The 17,652-nt window shown below is 67.5% G+C and carries 14 protein-coding genes; 10 read left to right on the top strand and 4 right to left on the bottom strand.

All coding sequences use genetic code 11. The features are described 5' to 3' along the window. The first annotated feature begins 84 nt into the window (after window positions 1-84). Entirely contained in the window at window positions 85-3,366 is a 3,282-nt protein-coding gene (locus tag WKC72_RS38425; RefSeq protein ID WP_370181383.1) for an NAD-glutamate dehydrogenase domain-containing protein, read from the top strand. 67 nt (window positions 3,367-3,433) lie between these two features. Here WKC72_RS38425 and WKC72_RS38420 read toward each other — a convergent pair whose 3' ends face one another. After that, a complete protein-coding gene (locus WKC72_RS38420; RefSeq protein WP_370181382.1) occupies window positions 3,434-4,930 on the bottom strand; it encodes an APC family permease in 1,497 nt (498 codons plus the stop codon). Window positions 4,931-5,178: 248 nt separating this feature from the next. Here WKC72_RS38420 and WKC72_RS38415 point away from each other — a divergent pair, with 248 nt between their 5' ends. Further along, window positions 5,179-5,640 carry an Lrp/AsnC family transcriptional regulator gene (locus WKC72_RS38415; RefSeq protein WP_037242237.1) on the top strand — a complete coding sequence of 154 codons (462 nt, stop codon included), beginning with the start codon at window positions 5,179-5,181 and terminating at the stop codon, window positions 5,638-5,640. Window positions 5,641-5,642: 2 nt separating this feature from the next. On the opposite strand, the gene WKC72_RS38410 is transcribed toward WKC72_RS38415, so the two are convergent. Further along, the gene (locus WKC72_RS38410) at window positions 5,643-7,169 is read right to left on the bottom strand and encodes a gamma-aminobutyraldehyde dehydrogenase (RefSeq protein ID WP_370181381.1); all 1,527 of its coding nucleotides are present in this window, start codon (window positions 7,167-7,169) and stop codon (window positions 5,643-5,645) included. A 289-nt stretch (window positions 7,170-7,458) separates the two neighbouring features. Between WKC72_RS38410 and WKC72_RS38405 the strand changes: the two genes are divergently transcribed. The 6 genes from WKC72_RS38405 (at window position 7,459) to WKC72_RS38380 (ending at window position 14,211) form a co-directional block, all read left to right on the top strand. Then, a complete protein-coding gene (locus tag WKC72_RS38405) occupies window positions 7,459-8,838 on the top strand; it encodes an aspartate aminotransferase family protein (RefSeq protein ID WP_370181380.1) in 1,380 nt (459 codons plus the stop codon). Between the two features lie 288 nt (window positions 8,839-9,126). After that, window positions 9,127-9,963: a polysaccharide deacetylase gene (locus WKC72_RS38400; protein WP_037242232.1), complete on the top strand. Its 837-nt coding sequence runs from the start codon at window positions 9,127-9,129 to the stop codon at window positions 9,961-9,963. Next, a complete protein-coding gene (locus tag WKC72_RS38395) occupies window positions 9,960-11,465 on the top strand; it encodes a C45 family autoproteolytic acyltransferase/hydolase (protein ID WP_370181379.1) in 1,506 nt (501 codons plus the stop codon). Before WKC72_RS38400 ends, WKC72_RS38395 begins: the two co-directional genes overlap by 4 nt. Further along, window positions 11,462-12,232 carry an SDR family NAD(P)-dependent oxidoreductase gene (locus WKC72_RS38390; protein ID WP_268791801.1) on the top strand — a complete coding sequence of 257 codons (771 nt, stop codon included), beginning with the start codon at window positions 11,462-11,464 and terminating at the stop codon, window positions 12,230-12,232. Before WKC72_RS38395 ends, WKC72_RS38390 begins: the two co-directional genes overlap by 4 nt. 19 nt (window positions 12,233-12,251) lie before the next feature. After that, the gene (locus WKC72_RS38385) at window positions 12,252-13,277 is read left to right on the top strand and encodes a Rieske 2Fe-2S domain-containing protein (protein WP_370181378.1); all 1,026 of its coding nucleotides are present in this window, start codon (window positions 12,252-12,254) and stop codon (window positions 13,275-13,277) included. After that, window positions 13,258-14,211 carry a PDR/VanB family oxidoreductase gene (locus tag WKC72_RS38380; RefSeq protein ID WP_128640113.1) on the top strand — a complete coding sequence of 318 codons (954 nt, stop codon included), beginning with the start codon at window positions 13,258-13,260 and terminating at the stop codon, window positions 14,209-14,211. The genes WKC72_RS38385 and WKC72_RS38380 overlap by 20 nt, the downstream gene beginning before the upstream one ends. Before the next feature lie 21 nt (window positions 14,212-14,232). On the opposite strand, the gene pxpB is transcribed toward WKC72_RS38380, so the two are convergent. Both pxpB and WKC72_RS38370 read right to left on the bottom strand, forming a co-directional pair. After that, complete coding sequence (pxpB, locus tag WKC72_RS38375) at window positions 14,233-14,853, bottom strand: 5-oxoprolinase subunit PxpB (protein WP_370181377.1); 621 nt, start codon at window positions 14,851-14,853, stop codon at window positions 14,233-14,235. Continuing rightward, window positions 14,853-15,611 (bottom strand): LamB/YcsF family protein, encoded by a 759-nt coding sequence (locus tag WKC72_RS38370; RefSeq protein ID WP_370181376.1) that lies wholly within the window; start codon window positions 15,609-15,611, stop codon window positions 14,853-14,855. Before WKC72_RS38370 ends, pxpB begins: the two co-directional genes overlap by 1 nt. A 129-nt stretch (window positions 15,612-15,740) precedes the next feature. Here WKC72_RS38370 and WKC72_RS38365 point away from each other — a divergent pair, with 129 nt between their 5' ends. Both WKC72_RS38365 and WKC72_RS38360 read left to right on the top strand, forming a co-directional pair. Beyond that, a complete protein-coding gene (locus WKC72_RS38365; protein WP_370181375.1) occupies window positions 15,741-16,883 on the top strand; it encodes a hypothetical protein in 1,143 nt (380 codons plus the stop codon). After that, window positions 16,880-17,641, top strand: coding sequence for an ESX secretion-associated protein EspG (locus WKC72_RS38360; RefSeq protein WP_370181374.1), 762 nt, complete (start codon window positions 16,880-16,882; stop codon window positions 17,639-17,641). The genes WKC72_RS38365 and WKC72_RS38360 overlap by 4 nt, the downstream gene beginning before the upstream one ends. Window positions 17,642-17,652 lie beyond the last annotated feature (11 nt).

Genomic DNA, 17,652 nt, shown 5'->3' with positions numbered 1-17,652 from the left:
CCCGCGGTCAATGGCGCCCGCGGGGCGGATCTTTCCCTTTTCCACGACAACCACACGGCGCCCGGATCTCAACGGAGAGAATCTATGAGCTCGACCACGTCCACGCTCGCACTGTCACTGCCGGAAGGCTACGTCGAAGAACAGGGTCGGCCGCCGGCTCCCGACGTCGCTATCCTCGGCCGATTGACTGCCGATGCATTCGACCTGCACGTCGACACCGTCGGACCGCGCGAGAACCGGCAACTTCGGGTCACGCTCTACAGCGGAGGCTCGACCGTGTCGCTCGAGCGGGTGCTCCGGCTTCTCGGGAGCCTCGACCTCGAGGTCGTCGACCAGCGGACGTCGGTGTTCCGCCGCACCGACGGACTGGTGTGCCGGCGCTACGACTTCCAGGTGTCCGCGGGACCGCTCGTCACGTCCGCGGTGGCGTCGGGATCCGTCGAACCCGAGGCTGTCCTGGAGACGTTCCGTGCGTTGTGGTCGGGAAGGGCGGAGGCGGATCGGTTCAACGTGCTGGTGCTCGCCGCCGGCCTGGACTGGCGGGAGGTCGTGCTCCTGCGCGCGTACGCCCGCTTTCTGCGGCAGAGTGCTCTGCCCTACGACCAGGGCCGGATCGAGGCGGTCCTGCTGTCGCGTCCCGAGTTCGCGTCGGCGCTCGTGGATCTGTTTCACGCGCACTTCGACCCATCCCGTCCCGGCGGCGGCACGTCCCGCGACGACGAGGTCGAACATCGTGCCCGCCGACTCGAATCGCTGCTCGCCGACGTGGAGGGCCTCGACGCCGACCGCATCCTGCGCGCCTACTCGGGCCTCGTCGCGGCGACGACCCGCACCAACTTCTATCGGGACGGAGCGCTCGGTCCGGATCGTCCCCAGTTGTCGCTGAAGTTCCGTTCCGCCGAGATCGACGAGCTTCCGCGTCCGCGGCCGTTCTACGAGGTCTTCGTGTATTCACCGGACATGGAGGGCGTGCACCTGCGATACGGACCCGTCGCGCGCGGCGGGCTCCGCTGGTCCGACCGCCTCGACGACTACCGCACCGAGATCCTCGGACTCGTCAAGGCGCAGGCCGTGAAGAACGCCGTCATCGTACCCGCGGGCGCCAAGGGCGGTTTCGTCGTGCGCAACCCGTCGTCCACCGGCCAAGTGTGCTACCGGCAGTTCATCTCCGGGCTGCTCGACGTCACCGACAACCGTTCGGACACAGCCGAATCGGTTCACCCCGACCGGGTCGTCTGCCGGGACGGCGACGACCCCTACCTCGTGGTGGCGGCGGACAAGGGCACGGCCACATTCTCCGACACCGCCAACGAGGTGGCCCGGACGTACGACTTCTGGCTCGGTGACGCGTTCGCGTCCGGCGGTTCGGTCGGCTACGACCACAAGAAGATGGGCATCACCGCGAAGGGTGCGTGGGTGAGCGTCACCCGGCATCTGGCCGAACTCGGTATCGACGTCGACCGTGACAGTTTCACGGTCACGGGGATCGGCGACATGAGCGGCGACGTCTTCGGGAACGCCATGCTGGCGAGTGCCGGCATCGGGCTGGTCGCCGCGTTCGACCACCGCCACATCTTCGTCGACCCCACTCCCGGCGGGGAGCAGGCCTGGCAGGAACGCCGCCGGTTGTTCGAGCTGCCGAGGTCGTCGTGGGCCGACTACGAACGGACCCTCATCAGTGCAGGCGGCGGCGTCTGGTCGCGGGAGAGCAAATCGATTCCGGTGAGCAGCCAAATGCGGACGGCGCTCGGTCTCGCTTCGTCGGTGACGACGTTGACGCCGCCGGAGATGATCCGCGCCATCCTCGCCGCCCCGGTGGATCTCCTGTTCAACGGCGGAGTCGGGACGTACGTCAAGGCCTCGTCGGAGTCGCACACGGATGCGGGTGACAAAGCGAACGACACCGTCCGGATCGATGCGGGCCGGCTGCGCGCGCGGGCCGTCGCCGAGGGCGGCAACCTGGGCATGACGCCGCTCGCCCGCATCGAGTTCGCCCGCACGGGTGGGCTCGTCAATACGGATGCACTGGACAATTCGGCCGGAGTGGACTGCTCCGACCACGAGGTGAACATCAAGATCCTGCTCGACTCGCTGCCCGTCGACCGGCGGCTGGATCCGGTGCGGCGCTCGGACCTGCTCGGGGCGCTCACCGACGACGTGTCGGAACTCGTGCTCGCGAACAATCGCGCGCAGAACCGGGTGCTCGGCGACGCCCGGTCGAACGCCCACCGGATGGTGGACGTGCACTCGAGGATGGTGAACGACCTGGTCGACAAGCGCGGTCTGGACTGCGACCTGGAGGCGCTTCCGAACCCCGACGGTTTCGCCGAACTGTCGGACGCAGGGTTCGGGCTGACCTCGCCGGAACTGGCGACCCTCCTCGCCCACGCCAAGCTGGATCTGAAAGCGGAACTCGAGGATACGGACGTCTTCTCCGACGGGTACTTCTCCGTACGGCTCGGCGCGTACTTCCCGGCCGCGCTGCGCTCCGTCCTCCCCGTCGACGCGCATCCCCTCCGCCAGGAGATCCTCGCCACCGAGATCGTGAACGACATCTTCGCCCGCGGCGGGCTCACGTACGCGTACCGGCTGCGCGAGGAGACGGGGGCCGGGCCTGCGGATGTGGTGCGCGCGTTCGTCATCACGTCGGAAGTGTTCGGGCTTGCGGAACTCTGGTCCGACATCGCCGCGGCGAAGCTGCCACCGGCGACGGAGTACGAACTGGTCGTCGAGGCCCGCCGGCTGCTCGACCGGGCGTCGCGGTGGTTCCTCGCCAACCGTCGTCAGCCGCTGTCGGTGGACGACGAGATCGACAACTTCCGGTGCCACGTCCACACGCATTCCGGCGATGTCGGCGGATGGCTCCGCGGCGCGGAGGCGCTGGCGATGGAGGACACGCGTCGCTCCTACGACCAGGCGGGCGTCGAGACGTCCATCGCCCGGCGTATCGCGGACGGCCTCTACCGGTTCAGCCTGCTCGACATCGTGGACGTCGCCCGCGAACTGGAGCACGACGTCGCCGAGGTGGCGCCGCTCTACTTCGCCCTCTCCGATCACCTCGGCGTGGATCGATGGCTGATCAAGGTGTCGGCGCTTCCGCGGGGTGAACGGTGGCACACCCTCGCCCGGGTGGCGCTGCGTGACGACCTGTACCGCTCCGTCCGGCTCCTGACCCGGGACGTCCTGTCCTCGGGGGAGCCCGGTGATGCACCGCACTCCCGGATTCTGCTGTGGGAGAGTGCGAATCGAGCGAGGATCGAACGTGCTCGCCGGACGCTGGGGGAGATCGACGCCGCGTCCACCCACGATCTCGCGTCACTGTCGGTCGCGGCGCGTCACGTGCGCTCGATGGCGGATCTGCACTGACACAATGCGCTTCGCGCCTGTGAGTACTTATTAACCTCGGGCGGTTAATAAGTACTCACGGGCGAAGCTACAGGGTGCGTGCAGGATCGATGGTGGGTGCTTCGTCCTCGTCGTCGTCGGGTACGAAGTCGGCTTCGACGGCGGAGGCCGGTTCCTTCCAGATCCAGGGCTGACCGTCCTGGACGACGCGCCGGTAGGCGTACAGCACGATCGACAGCGACAGGACGACGACTCCGACGATGAGTTCCTTCGTGCTGCCGTATCCCGTGATGGAGGCGCTGAGCGCGCCGACGACGACCATGATCGTGTCGACGACGACCAGGAGACCGGCGATGTACACCCACTGCTTGCCGAGCTTGATGGGGCGATGGGCATCCGGTTCGTCGCGGCGCAGGTTGAGGAAGCCGGTCAGCGACAGAATGTGGCAGATGAGGTAGCCGACGATGCCGGCGACGATGACTGCGAGGGCCTCGCCGACGAACAGGATCAGGATGACGTTGACGAGCAGATCCAGCGACATGGCGCGCCCCGGGACCTTGAAACGGTTGAGCTCACCGAGTTGCTTGATGGTGAGGCCCTCCCGGGCGCTGCCGTGGAGTACGCGTCCGCCGTCGGCGGTGGTCATGACCATCAGGAGGACGAGGCCGGCGATGAGGCAGATCGCCATCATGATGTCGCCACCGGGGAAGAGGCTTTCGAACACGGTGAGGTAGAAGGAGACGGGGTTTTCGGCGACATCCGCCTGGTCGACGAGTCCGCCGACGCCGAACGGGACGAGGATGTAGACGGCGATGACGAAGAAACCGGCCAGTCGCAATGCAATTCGGCTGTCTCGGATGGTGTCGCGGAATTCGGGCACGAACGAGGCGACGGCCTCGATGCCGTACACCGACCAGGCGAGGACGAACATCCAGGCGATCGCGGTGCGCCAGCCTGCTTCACCGCTGGCGGCGATGTCCCAGTGCAGATTGCTCATCGACCAGTTGTCGGACAGGAGGGGAGCGGCCGCGAAGACGACGATCGGGACGAGGACGAGCGCGCCGGTCGCGTACATCAGCCACATCGCGGGTCGCATGCCCAGGACGTTCAGGCCCCAGCCCATGACCAGCACGCCGAGTGCGATGAGGTGGGGGAGTCCGATGGTGGCCAGGCCCGTGGAGAATGTCCACGTCTCTTCGGGGAACCATTCGGCCTGGACCAGCTTTCCGATCTGCAGACCGTAGATGGCGAGTGAACTGGACCAGGAGAACCAATAGCCGTACGTCGCGAGCGGACCGACGAGGGTCGACCGGGTCCGCCAGCCCTGGTGGGCGTACATCGAGATGCCGCCGACCTTGTCGACGAACATGCTGGCCATCTCGGAGTAGATGAAGTTCTGTAGGCACGCGAGGACCGCGACGGCGCCGAGGAGGACGAGCGTCGTCCACGCGCCGATCAGGCCGATCGCGTACCCCATGCCGACGAAGAGTGCGGCGGGGATCGAGAGGCTGATCGTGAAACCGTCCCACCACCGCAGGTTCTTCTCATAGGTGTGGTCGTCGGCGAAGGAATCGTGCAGGCTCACGGGATTCTCCAGTTCTGGGCCTTGTCGGCGCAGTGTGTGTATTCAGAATGCGGCCCTCGGCGACTCGAGTCGAGTGGAGGCCGACGGACCGCCGCAAGTATGTGATTCAAGACACTAACACCGCGCAATGCGTCGCACAAGACGAAATGTGCCGCGCAATGCGTACTCGCTGTTCGCTTACATTCACGAAATGCAGCCTTTTGGCCCCGCAACGCCACTGATCTCGTCGTTCTGGATAGAGTCGGTCCATGTCTCAGCACACTCTGGACGAACTGGACCGCGCGATCCTGCGGCAACTCGAAGACGATGGGCGGCGAGCGTTTCGGGAAATCGCCCGAAACCTGGGGTCCTCCGAGGCGACGGTACGGGCGCGCGTGAAGCGTCTGCAGGATCTGAACATCCTGCGCATCGTCGCGTTCGCGGATCCCGAACGGCTGGGCGACTCGCAACTGGCGCTGGTGTTCCTGACGGTCGACCCGGCCCGGCACCAGCAGGTCGTGGACACTTTGACCGAGATGCCGGAGATCACGTACGTCTCGACACTGCTGGGGCGCAGCGACATCTGCGTCGAGGTCGGCAGCGCCAACAATGCCGAGCTGTGGGCTTTCCTGAATCAACACGTCAGCACCATCGAGGGCGTGCGCACCACGGAGACCATCTCGATCCTCAAAGTGCACAAGCTGCGGTACGGCACGCCCTCGAAGGAGTAGTCCTACCGTCCGTCGCTGAAGACCGTGCGGTGCCAGGCTTTCCGGGAGACCCCGGTGATGTCGCTCATGACGTGCCTGACGGTCAGGTACTCCTCGAACGAGTACGTCGACATGTCCTTGCCGAAGCCGGACGCGCCGACCCCGCCGTGCGGCATCTCGCTGATGATCGGGATGTGATCGTTGATCCACACACACCCCGCGTCGATGTTCCGCGATGCGCGCTGCGCGCGGTACAGGTTCGTCGTCCAGGCCGACGCGGCGAGACCGTAGTCGGTGTCGTTGGCGCGGCGAATCGCGTCGTCGTCGCCCGAGTGGCGGCTCACGGTGAGCACGGGTCCGAACACCTCGTCGCGGTAGATCTCGGCGTCCTCGGTGACGTCGGCGATCAGGGTCGGGAGGTAGAAGGCCCCGGGCAGGTCGGGGGCGGATCCGCCGGTCACGATCCGGAACCCGGCGGCGCGGGCGCGCTGCACCATGCCGTCGACCCGGTCGCGATGAGCAAGCGTGATCAGCGATCCGAGATCGGTGTCCGGATCCCAGGGATCGCCCACGACCACCCGTTCCATCAGTTCGGCCACACCGGCGACGAAGTCGTCGTACAGCGAGTCCGCCACGATCGCGCGGGTCGCCGCGGTGCAGTCCTGGCCGCCGTTGATCAGGGACGCCGCCACCGCACCGTGTACGGCCGCATCGAGATCGGCGTCGTCGAACACGACGAAGGGGGCCTTGCCGCCCAGCTCGAGCTGCACGCGGGTACCGTTCGCGGCCGCCTGCGCCATCACCGTCCGGCCCACGGCGGTCGACCCGGTGAAGGTCAGGACATCGATGCCGCGATGTCCGGCGAGCGCGGCCCCGACCTCGCCACCCGTACCCGTCACCACGTTGAACACGCCGTCGGGCACACCGGATTCAGTGGCCAGCCGGGCGAGGCGCAGCGTGGTGAGGGGAGTGAGCTCGCTCGGTTTGAGCACGACCGTGCATCCGGCGGCCAGCGCCGGAATCACCTTCCACACCGCCATCTGCAGCGGATAGTTCCACGGCGTGATCGACCCGACGACGCCGACGGCCTCACGCCGGATACTCGAGGTGTGGTCGGGGGAGTACTCGGCGGAGGCCTTGCCCTCGAGATTGCGGGAGGCCCCGGCGAAGAAGTCGATGTTGTCGATGCTGCCCGGGACGTCGAATTCGCGTGCGAGCCGGATCGCCTTGCCGGTCTGCGCGACTTCTTCGCGGGCGAACAGTTCCGCGTCGCGTTCGAGTGCGCGGGCGAGGGTGGTGAGAACGGCTGCGCGCTCGGCTGGGACCGCTCCCGACCAGGCCTGGAAGGCGGCTCGTGCCGACCGGACGGCGGCGTCGACGTCCGATGCGGTCGCCAGCGTCAGTGTCGTGACGAGTGCGCCAGTCGCCGGATCGAGGATGCGGTGGGTGTCGCCGGATCCTTGGGCCGGGGATCCGGCGATCCAGCAGCCGGGCACGGTGGTCGGCAGGCCGATCGGGGGAGAGGACGGGCAGGGGGCCGAGACGGTCATGAGATCACTCCAAGACGGGGGCGACGAAAGATTTCCTCACAGTAGAAGAGCGATCTCGTGTTGGCTACCCGTGTTCGCGAATTAAGTCGATAAATCCGGCAAAAATCTGCGTATTGCGTCAACATTCTCGCCGTGACTACTTGAATTCGCGGGGAAATGCGGTCAGGATTGACGCATGCCGGATCCAACCTCGGTGTTCGACGATCCGCCGAGTGGCCATCCCGGGTCCGGCCGATGGAACCCGAACCGGTCCGAAATAGACTGAACCAAAACGCAATTGAGGATAACGATGACTGCTGTCACCGAAAGAATCACGACCGGACTCGAACGCTCGGCTGCGCGCCACCTGTGGGGGCATTTCTCCCGTCACGGGCAGAACATCACCCCGCCGATCATCACCCGCGGTGAGGGCGCCCGGATCTGGGACTCGACCGGCAAGAGCTACCTCGACGGACTGTCCGGGTTGTTCGTCGTCCAGGCCGGGCACGGCCGCACCGAGCTCGCCGAGGCCGCCGCCAAGCAGGCCGAACAACTCGCGTTCTTCCCGCTCTGGTCCTACGCCACCCCGCCGGCGATCGAACTCGCCGAACGCCTCGCCGGCTACGCCCCCGGTGATCTGAACCGGGTCTTCTTCACCACCGGCGGCGGCGAGGCCGTCGAAAGCGCCTGGAAACTGGCCAAGCAGTACTTCAAGAAGGTCGGCAAACCCGGCAAACACAAGGTGATCTCCCGCTCCATCGCCTACCACGGCACCCCGCAGGGCGCCCTGGCCATCACCGGCATCCCCGCCCTGAAGGCCCCGTTCGAACCGCTCACCCCCGGCGCGTTCCGGGTCCCCAACACCAACATCTACCGGGCCCCCGAACCCCTCGGCGCCGACCCGAAGGCGTTCGGGATCTGGGCCGCCGACCGGATCGCCGAGGCCATCGAATTCGAGGGCCCCGACACCGTCGCCGCCGTCTTCCTCGAACCGGTGCAGAACGCCGGCGGCTGCTTCCCACCCCCGCCCGGCTACTTCGAGCGGGTCCGGCAGATCTGCGACGAATACGACGTGCTGCTGGTCTCGGACGAGGTGATCTGCGCGTTCGGCCGGATCGGGTCGATGTTCGCGTGCGACGACTTCGGATACGTCCCCGACATCATCACCTGCGCCAAGGGCCTGACGTCGGGGTATTCGCCGATCGGGGCGATGATCGCCTCGGACCGGCTGTTCGAACCCTTCTCCGACGGGACGTCGATGTTCGCGCACGGCTACACCTTCGGCGGGCACCCCGTCTCGGCGGCGGTGGCGTTGGCGAACCTGGACATCTTCGAACGCGAGGGCCTCAACGCCCACGTCGCCGAGCAGGCGCCGGCGTTCCGGGCCACCCTCGACAAGCTGACCGATCTGCCGATGGTCGGGGACGTGCGCGGGGAGGGCTTCTTCTACGGCATCGAACTGGTCAAGGACAAGACCACCAAGGAGTCGTTCACCGACGACGAGGCCGAACGGATCCTGCACGGGTTCCTCTCCACCGCCCTGTTCGACGCCGGCCTGTACTGCCGGGCCGACGACCGCGGCGACCCGGTCATCCAGCTCGCCCCGCCCCTGACCTGCGGTCAGGCCGAATTCGACGAAATCGAAAACATCCTCCGCAGCGTCCTCACCGAAGCCTGGAACCTGCTGTAACGCAACGGGTCCCATGCCGGAAGGCGGCACCTCGACTACGGCGTCGAGGTGCCGCCTTCGTGTTTTCCGGTGGGCCGAACGCGCACATCGGGAGCGAGGCTGCGCAATGCGCAGCCGGATCGGCAGTATCGACGCAAACCGGGCATTTTCGGGGTTGTGTAGCGGTTTGCGCACTGTTAATGTGTTCTGAAACACGCAAAGCGTTGAATCTACCCCGCTGGATGCCGAAATGCGCAGCATCGAGTTCTCTCAGCCGCCGGGAGCGGCACAATCGACGAGGAGCACGTCTTGACGATTCAGGAACTTCCCACTGCCGACTGGCCGGACAGCAAGGCGGCCGCGGTGTCGTTGACATTCGACGTCGACGCGGAGGCCGGCTGGCTCGGCGAGGGCGACGAGTACGAACGCCGTCTGACCATCCTGTCCGAGGGGCGCTACGGCGTCACGCGCGGAGTGCCGCGCATCCTCGATCTGCTCCGCCGATACGACATCTCGGCGACGTTCTTCGTCCCGGGGCACACCGCGGAGCACCACCCCGCGATGGTGGCGAGCCTGCTCGACGCCGGGCACGAGATCGGTCACCACGGCCACCTGCACCTGCGCAGCGACAAGGTGAGTGAGCAGCAACAGATCGACGAGATCGACAACGGGCTCGAGGCACTCGAGCGGCTCGGCGTCCCGCGGCCGAAGGGATACCGCTCCACGTCCTGGGAACTCACCCCCGAAACGTTCGCTCTGCTCGTCGAACGCGGGTTCCTCTACGACTCCAGCTGTATGGGCGACGACCGTCCCTACATCGAGTCCTGGGACGGCCGCGAGATCCTCGAACTGCCCGTGCACTGGTCGCTCGACGACTGGCCGCGCTTCGGCTGGAACATCGACGGTGGCGGCAACGTCGCCGACCCGGAAGAGTTGCGTCGCTGTTGGACAGCAGAATTCGAGTCGGCCCGTGCCGAACGCAGGCACACGAGCTTCACCATGCATCCCGAGGTCATCGGACGCCCCTACCGGCTCGCCCAGTTCGAGCAGGTGGTGGCGCACATGGCCGAGTCCGGTGACGTGTGGTTCGCCCGCCTCGACGAGGTCGCCGAGTTGGTGGCGCCGCGACTGCAGGTGGCGTCGTGACCCGCCGGTTCCGTTCCACACAGGTCCGGCCGCGGGACCGCGGCTACGAGTTCGGCAGTGCCCATACGGAACAGGTCGGCGCGTCCGTTGCCGCATACCGGCAGTTGTTCGACCGCGCTGCCGGCTCGGCCGTCGACCTGGACCACTGGGGGACCCTCGCCCTCGAGCGGATCACGGCCGCCGCGCCCGCGATCGCCGACGAGATTGCCGGCATCGCCGACGGCGCCGGTCTTCCGGTGACCGCGGTCGCGGCGATCAACGCGCGTACCGAGGTGCTGGCCGCGGTCGGCGGAGTCACGCCGAGCGAGTGCTCGACGGTCGTCCGGCTCCGGGACGGGGACGCACCGGTCTCCGTTCAGGCGTGGGACTGGTTCGCCGAACTCGCCGGCCTCTGGTTCGTCTGGGAAATCCCGCACGAGAACGGTCATCTGACCACCACCGTCACCGAATACGGCATCGTCGGCAAGATCGGCGTCAACGACCGCGGGCTCGGCGTGCACTTCAACATCCTCCACCACTCCGAGGACGGGAACGGGATCGGTGTCCCAGTGCACGTGCTGGCTCGCGCCGTCCTCGACGAGTCGTGCGACCTCAACCACGCGCTCGTCCGGCTCGCCCAGGCGAAGGTCTCGGCGTCGACGTCGCTGACACTCGTCGCGAACTCCGGCGGCGAATCCGCCGCCGTGAGCGTCGAACTACACCCCGGCGGGATCGGATACGCCCTGCCGGACCGCGACGGCCTGCTCGTCCACACCAACCATTTCCTCAGCAGCCCGGCGAACCTGCACGACACCGAACTCCGGGACGGCCCGGACACCGTGATCCGGTTCGACATGCTCCGCCGTCGACTGTCCGGCAGACCGGACGTCGATGCCCCCGCAGTCGTCGAGGCGATGACGTCGCACCTGCTCGGCGGCGGTGCGACGTGCTGCCACGTCGACCCCGCCCTGCCCACGGCGGCACGCTTCGAAACCCTCGCCACCGTCTCGCTCGACGTCGAGAACGGAACCCTGACGGCCCATTCCGGTGGGCCCTGCACCATTCCTGCCGATTTCGCGGCACCGACCAAGGAGAACACCGTGCTGAAATTGAAGCGCATCGACAACATGGACATCCTCACACACGATGTCGACGCACTCGTGGAGTTCTACCACGGCGTCCTCGGCCTGCCCTTCCACCTCCCGTACGAGAAGGAGGAGGAGTGGGCGGCGATCGACATGGGCAACGTGACGCTCTACATCTTCAAATCCGAAGTGGGCGAACATGCGCCGCGCCGCACCGCGGTCAACCCCGACAACGCACCCGGTTACGACTCGATCGCGTTCGAGGTCGACAGCCTCGACGAGGCCGAGGCCGCGCTGGACGGACGCGTCGAATGGGTCGACGAGCGGATCCAGTGGAAGCACCCCAGCGGCACCTGGTACCAGTACCGTCCGTTCTTCGACCCCGACGGCAACATGCTGTACGTCACCGAGCCGCACATCGTGGGAGCGGGCGTATGAGTCCGGCCGCCATTCCGAGTGTTCGGCTGGATGACCGCGTCGCGCTGATCACCGGCGCGGCACGCGGCATGGGCGCCGCACACGCGCGGACCCTCGCGTCCCGCGGAGCCGAGTTGATCATCGCCGATCTCGACGTCGCGGAACTGTCGGCGGTCGCCGAGGGGATCCGCGACAGCACCGGGCGCCGCGTCGAATGCCTCGAACTGGACGTCACCGCACCGGACGCCGGCGAACGCGTCGTCGCCGTCGCGGACGACAACTGGGGTCGTCTCGACATCCTGGTCCACAACGCCGGCATCATGCACGACTGGAAGACCCTCGACGAGACACCGGTCGAGAACCTCCGGCCCTATCTCGCCGTCAACGTCCTCGGGCCGTACGCCATCACCCGAGCCGCCACACCGCTCCTCGCGCGCAGCGCGGCACCGCGTGTCATCTTCATCTCCTCGCAGTGGGGGCAGGTTCCCGACGGCCACTCCTATGGCTACATGGTGTCCAAGACCGCGCAACTCGGGCTGATGAAGGCGCTGTCCTCCGAACTCGTCTCGCAGAAGATTCTCGTCAACGCAGTAGCACCGGGCGCGATCCACACCCGGATGGTTCCCGATGACGTCTATGCCGAAGAACTCGCAGCAGTCCCCCTCGGCCGTCTCGGCGATGCCCACGAAATCGCCGCGGCCGTCGCCTTCCTCGCCTCCGACGGAGCCGCATTCATCACCGGTCAGACCCTCGCGGTCAACGGTGGAGCCCTCGTCGTCGGCGCCTGATCTCTCCGAAAGGACCCTCGTGACAACCTCGATCCCCACCCCCACCAAACGTGAACTTGCCGAAGCGTCCATGCGCCGCTCCTGGTTCCCGGTCGCGCGCCTCTGCGACCTCGACAAGCCCCAGACGGCCACACTTCTCGGCGTCAGCCTGGTGATCTACCGTGACGGCGAGGGACGGATCTCGGTGCAGTCGCGGCGCTGCCCGCACCGCGGCGGCGACCTGTCGATGGGCGAAGTGCACCAGAGTTCGATCGGCTGCCCGTACCACGGCTGGGAGTTCTCCAGCGCCGACGGCAGCTGCAGCCGAATCCCGTCCCTGGCCGATCAGGCCAAGATCCCGCCGCGGGCCTCGATCGCCACCTACCCCGCGGTCGAGCGGTTCGGACACGTCTGGACGGTGCTCGAGGACCCGATCCGCGACCTGTACGAGATCGAGGAGTGGCAGGGCCTCGACCTCGAATGGCTTGCCGCCGACCCCATCGACTCGTCGGTCGGTGTCGGCGTGACGATCGAGAACTTCCGCGACGTCGCACACTTCCCCTTCGTCCACAAGGTGTCGATGGGCCCGACGCCGGAGGTCGTCGAACCGCTGAACGTCAACCGGGACGGACTCGACGTCTGGATGGACCGCCCGCTCGACGCCGGCTCCGGCGACTGGGCCAACGACGGCGACTGCATGATGCGGTACCGCTGCTCCGCACCGGGTCTCGCGTCCATCACCTACCACTACGAGAAGCTGGGACGCCGCGTCGTCGCCGGGTTCCCGTCACCCATCGACTACGAACACGTCAAGATCTTCTGGGGCGTCGCCAACGAGGTCGGCTACCGCGGCGCAGACTTGGAGGAATGCCTGCGCGTCGAGGAGATGGTGTACCTCGAGGACATCCCGATCGTCGAATTCATCGAACCCCGCGAGATCCCCTGGGATTCCGAGTACCAGGAATTCTCCGTACCCGCCGACCTGTTCACCCTCAACTACCGGCGCTCGTTCACCGAGCTGATGAACCGCGTCGAGGACGGCAGTCATGTCAACCAGTTCGTCTGATACGCAGACCCTTCCGCTCCGCGTCGTCGCCGCCCACTGGGAGGCCCGGTCGATCACCTCGTACGAGTTCGCCCGCGCGGACGGCGGTGAGCTGCCGGCCTGGGAGCCGGGTGCTCACGTCGACGTGCATCTGCCGTCGGGGATGGTCCGGCAATACTCGCTGTGCGGCGACCCAGCCGACTCGACTCGGTACCGCATCGCCGTCCTCGAACTGCCCGCGGGGCGGGGAGGCTCGGTGGAGGTTCATCGCGAGCTGCGGCCGGGTCGCCCGATCCGGATCGGCAGGCCACGCTCCAACTTCGGGCTGGCAGAGGCGGACCGGTACGTGTTCGTCGCCGGCGGGATCGGCATCACCCCAATGCTGCCGATGATCCGGGAAGTGCAACGGCGCGGCGGAACCTGGGAACTGGTGTACGGCGCGCGCACCGCCGAGCACTTCGCATTCGTGAGCGAGCTCGACGCGTCGGCGGTGCAGTTGGTGCCGCAGGACACGAGCGGTCACCTCGACCTGGAGTCCATCGTGGCGTCTTCTGCGGGGGCGGCGGTCTACTGCTGCGGGCCCACTCCGCTCATGGACGCGTTGGTGGAAAGGATGTCGAAGGCGGGCCGTGCCGACGACCTCTACCTCGAGCGGTTCGCCGCGTCGGCACCCATGGTCGCGTCCAGCGGTGAGTTCGAGGTCGAACTGGCTCGCAGCGAGAAGTTCGTCCAGGTACGTCCCGACCAGACTGTGCTCGAGGCCGTCCGCGACGCCGGCATCGACCATCCGTCGTCGTGCGAGATGGGAATCTGCGGGTCCTGCGAGGTGAAGGTCCTCGGCGGCGACGTCGACCACCGTGACGACCTCCTCACCGAAAGCGAACGCGCGCAGTGCAACAGCATGATGATCTGCGTCTCCCGCGCTAGGGGGGACCGCCTGGTCCTGGACCTGTGAGTACTTATTAACGTCGGGCGGTTAATAAGTACTCACGGGCGCGAAGCGCACGACGACGCCGGGGCGGAGCAGGGCAGGGGGAGTGCGTTCGGCATCCCAGATCGGTTCGTCGGTGGTGCCGATGAGTTGCCACCCGCCGGGCGAGCTGCGGGGATAGATTCCCGTGAACTCCCCGCCCAGTGCCACGGTCCCGGCGGGGACGGAGGTCCGAGGCGTCGAGCGGCGCGGCACATGAAGTTCGGGTGCGCCGCCGGTGAGGTAACCGAAACCCGGTGCGAAGCCGCAGAACGCGACCGTCCACGGTGTTCCGGTGTGTGCGGCGACGACGCCGTCGACACCGAGACCGGTCAGCTCGGCCACGTCCTCGAGATCGGGACCGTCGTAGCGCACGGCAATCCGGATCTCGTCGGGGGCGTCCTCGGCGACCATCGCCTCCGGTTCCGTGGTCCGCACCCACTTGGCGATGCGGTCACGGCTGGTTGCGCCGTGGTCGAACCGCACCAGGATGGTGCGCGCCGCCGGGATCACCTCCACGACCCCGGGTGGCCGGGAGTCGTCCAGCGCACGGAAATGCGCGAGCACGGTGGCGAGATCCTCGAACTCGGCGAGGACCGCGCTTTCTCCGACGTCGAGGATGCGCATCACACGAACGGCTCCACCGTGATGCCCTCGGTGTCGAGTAACGACCGGATGGCGGTGGCCATCTCGACGGCAGCGGGCGTATCGCCGTGGACGCAGACGGATTCGGCGGTAACTGGCAGGACTGTACCGTCGACCGCTTCGAGGGTGTGATCGACGACGAGCTTGCGGACCCGTTCGGCCACCACCGCGGGATCGTGCAGGACTGCCCCGTCCGTCGTGCGCGGCACCAGCGTTCCCTCGGGCGTGTACGCGCGGTCCGCGAACGCCTCGGTGACCGTCCGCAGCCCGGCCTTCTCGGCCTCCTCGAGGAACACCGAACCGGGCAGGCCGAGGACCGGAAGCGTCGGGTCGTACGCGCTGACCGCCGCGACCACCGCGCGGGCCTGCTCGCGGTGGTGGACGATCGCGTTGTACAGCGCGCCGTGCGGTTTCACGTACGCCACCGCGGAACCGGAAACCTGGGCGAGCCCGTCGAGGGCGCCGATCTGATAAATGACGTCGGCCGTCAGGTCACGCGGGGTGACGTCGATGAACCGGCGCCCGAACCCGGCGAGGTCGTGGTAGCCCACCTGCGCGCCGATCCGGACCGTCAGCTCGGACGCCGCCGAACAGGTGGACAGCAGCGTCGCGGGATCGCCCGCATGAAAACCGCACGCCACGTTGGCGCTGGTCACGAGCTTCAGCATCGCCAGGTCGTCGCCCAGGGTCCAGGCGCCGTAGCTCTCGCCGAGGTCGCTGTTCAGATCGATTGCCGGCACATATTCGATACTAGGGTTCCGAGTGCCGTCTTGTAGATTCTCTCGCGGGGGCGGGCGGAACCGGTGAGGGTCCTGCTGCGTCAGAACAATTGACCGCGCGTGGTGGACTGCGCCATCGGAGGGGGAAACGTGACCGACCCGGCATACATCAAGGATCCCGAGAACTTTCACTCGGATCAATGGGATCACGCGCGGATCGCGAGCGCCGTCGCCGGCATGAACGTCGAGAACGTGAGCGGCATCGCGAGGGCCTGGGCCGAACTGGGGACGACGGCCCACGACGCGATCGTCGAGTTCAGCGACGCGATCAAGAAGACGATCAGCGAGAGCTGGCAAGGTGCTGCCGCGTCGGCCGCCTACGGCGAGACCGAGCGGTACTCGTCGTCCGCGTCGCAGGCGCAGGCGCAACTTCACGGAGTCGCGGGTGCGCTGACGCCGCTGGCGGAGACGGTCGCGTCGCTCCGGTCGCAGGTCCCCGAAACCATCGGCACCGGACTGTGGGACAAGTTGACGCCCTGGGACACGGACACCGAGGACGAGTACTACCGGCGCGAGGGCGAGGCGCGCGAGAAGATGGCCACGATCTACAACCCGGGACTCGCGACCTCGGACGGCAACGTGCCGTCGTTCACGAAACCGGAGAGCATCGTCGACGTTCCTTCGGGTCCGTCCGGGCCCGGTGTCGACCAGGCGAGCGGCACCCCGAGTTCGAGCGATCGGGTCGGTGGACCGAATGTCGGGCAGCCGAACTCCGGCGACGCTCCTGTGAGGGACCCGTCGGCTGCGGACACCCCATCCGCTGCGGATGGCACGCAGCAGAATGCAGCAACCGCGCCGTCGGCGGCCACCACGCCGGCGGCGACGGCCCCGGCCTCGGTGACGGGGGATCAGGCGCAGGGTCGGTCGGGCATGCCTCCCAGCGCCGATTCGTCCTCGGGTGCCGGTTCGCGCTCCGCGGGTGGGGGTTCTGGTGGCGGCGGACTGGGAGTCGGCGGGCTCGGCGGTGGCGTCGGCGCCGGGAATCGGCCGGGGGCCGTAGCCCGGCCCGGCACCGCACCCGGGGTCGCGGGGGTCAACGCCGGAGGTCGCGCGGGTGCCGGAATGCGGGGTACCGGCCCGATGGGTGGGGGAATGATGGGCGGCGCAGGGGCCGGTAGGGGCGGCGGCGAGGACAAGGAACACAAGACGCCCGACTACCTGATCACCCTCGACAACGGTAACGAGTTGATCGGCAAACTGCCCCTCGTCTCGCCGCCGGTGATCGGCGCATGAAGATACGGAACTGGCGGCTACGTCCCGAACTGTTCGACGCACTGTGGGCCGGCACCGGGCAGGACCGCATCCCGTACCCGTTCCGGATCGTGAGCGCACACCCCGGGCTCAATGCCTATGTCGCTGAGCAGAACCGGATACGCGAAGCCTTCGCGGGAGCCGAGCACGACGAGGTGCGGTCGGCGTTGGGCGTGCTCGCCGAGCCAGAAGTGTATGTCGAGATCTCGGGTTCCACCGCCGACGAAACCCCGATCCGCATCATCGGTGCGCAACACCGGCAATGGGTGGTGATCGCTTCGCAACTCCCCGGCCGGGCACCGCAGATCGGTGGCGACGTCGTGGTCGGCGCCGGTGCGGCGGGGCAACTGGGCGCCCAACTGATCGGGCTGATCCCGCAGAACGCCGCCGGCCGACGCCGGTTCCAGCGGCGCGACGAACAGGACACCCACTTCTCTCGGGGAATCCTGCAGGAGGTCAACCGGGTGGCCCCCGCACCGCGGCTCGAATCCGCCGTGCAGAAGGGATACGCCGGCCGCGGGAAGATCCGAGTCTTCCGCGGCCCTCGCTACGGCAGCGGCAGGGACGTCGGCGTCATGCACTGGATCGACATCGCCGGCGACGGACGCTACGTGATCGGACCGCACGATCCGGCCGCCGCGCACCCGGCAGAACCCGACCAGCTCGTATCCTCGCTCGACACCCTGATCAGGGTCGGTACCACTCCACGAGCGGGGTCGGTCGGTCCCCGCGGTTGGTAGATTGCCACGCG

This window comes from Rhodococcus wratislaviensis, from assembly GCF_041228765.1.
Taxonomy (GTDB): domain Bacteria; phylum Actinomycetota; class Actinomycetes; order Mycobacteriales; family Mycobacteriaceae; genus Rhodococcus_F; species Rhodococcus_F wratislaviensis.
The sequence above is the reverse complement of the archived record's forward strand: the minus strand, read 5'-3'. Positions and strand labels throughout refer to the sequence as shown.

Bases quoted from the DNA above. Each gene is read 5' to 3' on its own strand.
- WKC72_RS38425 (WP_370181383.1), top strand. From the start codon at position 85: ATGAGCTCGACCACGTCCACGCTCGCACTGTCACTGCCGGAAGGCTAC.
- WKC72_RS38415 (WP_037242237.1), top strand. From the start codon at position 5,179: ATGTCTCAGCACACTCTGGACGAACTGGACCGCGCGATCCTGCGGCAA.
- WKC72_RS38410 (WP_370181381.1), bottom strand. From the start codon at position 7,169: ATGACCGTCTCGGCCCCCTGCCCGTCCTCTCCCCCGATCGGCCTGCCG.
- WKC72_RS38405 (WP_370181380.1), top strand. From the start codon at position 7,459: ATGACTGCTGTCACCGAAAGAATCACGACCGGACTCGAACGCTCGGCT.
- WKC72_RS38390 (WP_268791801.1), top strand. From the start codon at position 11,462: ATGAGTCCGGCCGCCATTCCGAGTGTTCGGCTGGATGACCGCGTCGCG.
- WKC72_RS38380 (WP_128640113.1), top strand. From the start codon at position 13,258: ATGTCAACCAGTTCGTCTGATACGCAGACCCTTCCGCTCCGCGTCGTC.
- pxpB (WP_370181377.1), bottom strand. From the start codon at position 14,853: ATGCGCATCCTCGACGTCGGAGAAAGCGCGGTCCTCGCCGAGTTCGAG.
- WKC72_RS38360 (WP_370181374.1), top strand. From the start codon at position 16,880: ATGAAGATACGGAACTGGCGGCTACGTCCCGAACTGTTCGACGCACTG.